Here is a 3,007-nt window from a genome sequence, read left to right on the forward strand (position 1 = left end):
AGAAGCCAGAGAGGCCTCCGATACCGACCGAGAGCCAGGTGTGGTCCTTGCCGCGGTAGCGCCAGCCCGACAGCAGCAGAAGCAGGAGCGCGGCGACCAAGCAGGAGATGATCCAGCGCGTGGTGACGGGTTCGAGCACGCTCAGGAAATAGGTGCCGACGGGCACGCCGATCAGCGCGCCGAGCACGATCACCGCGGTTGCCCTGCGGTCGGCCTTCCGCCATGCGTCGGGCAGCAGCGGTGTGGCCGCGACGAAATCGATGACGAGCAGCAAGGCCGCAACGAGCCGCGGCGCCGCGATGCTGCTTGCCAGCGGCATGAAGATCAGCGCCGAGCCGAAGCCGGAGAAGCCGCGCGCGGTGCCCGAAACGAAGGCGACGGCGCACAGCGCCATCGCAATGGCGAGGCTGACGTCCTTCGGGAGAAAGTCGGCGAGGCTCATGCTCCGTGCTTCTGGAGCATGGTGTCGTCTGAAAACCGCTCCGCACTTTTCGCCATCATGCTCTCAGGGTGCCGCCGGTCTTCTTCGTGACCTCGGCCACGATCTTGGCGCCGACAGCCTCGATCTCCTGGTCGGTCAGCGTCTTCTCACGCGGCTGGATCGTCACCGCGATCGCGATCGATTTCCTGCCGTCATCGATGCCCTTGCCCTCGTAGACGTCGAAAACGTTCACGCCGGTGATCAGCTTCTTGTCGACGCCTTGCGCGGCGCGGACGATGTCGCCGGCCTTCACGGCGCGGTCAACGATGAAGGCGAAGTCGCGCGTAACCGGCTGGAAGGCGGAGAGCTCGATCAGGGGCTTGGCACGGGTCGGCTTCCTCTTCGCCTCAGGGATGCGGTCGAGAATCACCTCGAACACCATCAACGGACCGTCGACGCCGAGCGCCTTGAGCGCGCGGGGATGCATCTCGCCGAAACAGCCGAGCACATTCTGTGGACCGATCTGGATCGTGCCGGACCGGCCCGGATGCAGCCAGCCGGGGCCGCCGGCGACGATCTGGAGCGCCTGCATCGGAGCACCGGCCGCAGCCAGCACCGCCAGGGCGTCGGCTTTCGCGTCGAACACGTCCGCCTGCGCCGAGCCGGTCCAGTGCCGCCCGAGACCTTCCGAGGACGCAAAACCGCGGCGCACGCCGCTTGCCGCCATGAACTGGTCCTGCGGGCGATCGCCCTTGAAGATCTGGCCGACCTCGAACAGCGCGACATCGCCAAAGCCGCGATCGGCATTGGCCTGCGCGGCGGCGACGAGGCCCGCAAGCAGGGTCGGGCGCATGTCCGACAAATCAGACGCAATCGGGTTGGCCACTTCGAGCTCGCGCTGGCCGCCGCCGAACAATTCTGCCGCGGGTTTTGCGATGAAAGACCACGTCACAGCTTCGACCATGCCGCGGCTCGCGAGCGCGCGTCGCGCGCGGCGGGTGCGCAGCTGCAGCGAAGTCAACACGGACTTGCGCGCGTCCTCGCCGCGCTCGAACGGCGTCATCGGCACCTTGTCGACGCCGAAGATCCGCACGATCTCCTCGACGATGTCGGCTTTGCCGTGCACGTCGGTGCGCCAGGACGGCACCGCGACCTTCACGACCGGGCCGGGGCCCGCCATCATGAAGCCGAGATGGGTCAGGATGCGCTTCATCTCTGCTTGCGGCACCTCGATGCCGGAGAGGCGCTTCACTTCCGTGACGGGGAAATCGATCACGCGGTCGTCGCCGTAGGATTTGCCGGCCACGACGGTCTCGGACGGCGTGCCGCCGCACATCTCCATCACCAGCCTGGTCGCGAGCTCGAGGCCGGGCACCATGAAGGCCGGATCGACGCCGCGCTCGAAACGGTAACGCGCATCCGAGTTGATGCCGAGCTTGCGGCCGGTCTGGGCGATGTTGATCTCGTTCCACAGCGCCGATTCGATCAGCACGTCAGTCGTGCTTTCGTCGCAGCCCGAGGCTTCGCCGCCCATGATGCCGGCGAGGGATTCGACGCCATGCCCGTCGGCGATCACGCAAATGGCGGGATCGAGCTTGTAGGTGCGGCCGTCGAGCGCGAGCAGGCTCTCGCCCTCATGCGCGCGGCGCACGACGAGATTGCCCTTGACCTTCTTGGCGTCGAACACATGTAGCGGACGCGCGCGGTCGAAGGTCATGAAGTTGGTGATGTCGACCAGCGCGTTGATCGGGCGCAGCCCGATCGCGGTCAGCCGCTTCTGCAGCCATTCCGGCGACGGCCCGTTCTTGACGCCGCGCACGAGACGGAGCGCGAAGCCGGGACACAGCGTGGAATCCTCGACCGTGACCTTCACCGGGCAGGGGAATTCGCCCTTGATCGGCTTGATGGCCGGGTCCTTGAACTTGCCCATGTCGGCGGCGGCGAGGTCGCGGGCGATGCCGTGCACGCCGGTGCAGTCCTGCCGGTTCGGCGTCAGGTTGATCTCGACGACGGGATCACCGAGCCCAGCCCATTCGGCGTAAGCAGCGCCAACAGGCGCGTCCGCCGGCAATTCCATGATGCCGTCATGGTCGTTGGAGATCTGCAGTTCGGCCGCCGAGCACAGCATGCCGCGGCTTTCGACGCCCCGGATGGTGCCGACGCCGAGCGTGATGTCCTTGCCGGGAATGTAGGTGCCCGGCGGCGAGAACACGCTGACGAGCCCGGCGCGCGCGTTCGGCGCCCCGCATACCACCTGCACCGGCGCGCCGCCGTCGCCGGTGTTGACCATGCAGACGCGCAGGCGATCCGCGTTGGGATGCTGCTCGGCCGTGATCACCTTCGCAATGGTGAACGGCTTGAGCGCCTTGGCCTTGTCCTCGATATTCTCGACCTCGAGCCCGATCATGGTGAGCTTCTCGGCGAGCTTGTCCAGCGGCTCGTCGGTGTCGAGATGATCCTTCAGCCAGGAGAGGGTGAATTTCATGGCTGTGTGCCTCGGCTTTTGTCAGTGTTAACGAATTGATCTTGGTCGGTGTCAGCGTTCCCTCCCCCCTTGTGGGGCAGGGCTATCGCATGTGACCGATA

General features: G+C 66.4%; 2 protein-coding genes. Both read right to left on the reverse strand.

From position 1 onward, the window contains the following. A partial coding sequence (locus IC50_RS27665) for a sulfite exporter TauE/SafE family protein (protein ID WP_035712191.1) occupies positions 1 to 442 on the reverse strand: 442 nt, incomplete at its 3' end. 55 nt (positions 443 to 497) lie between these two features. Further along, positions 498 to 2,906, reverse strand: a complete 2,409-nt coding sequence (pheT, locus tag IC50_RS27670) for a phenylalanine--tRNA ligase subunit beta (RefSeq protein WP_035712194.1) — start codon at positions 2,904 to 2,906, stop codon at positions 498 to 500. Between the last annotated feature and the right edge of the window lie 101 nt (positions 2,907 to 3,007).

Source organism: Bradyrhizobium genomosp. I (2014) (genome assembly GCF_000261685.1).
In the GTDB taxonomy this organism is placed as follows: Bacteria; Pseudomonadota; Alphaproteobacteria; order Rhizobiales; family Xanthobacteraceae; genus Bradyrhizobium.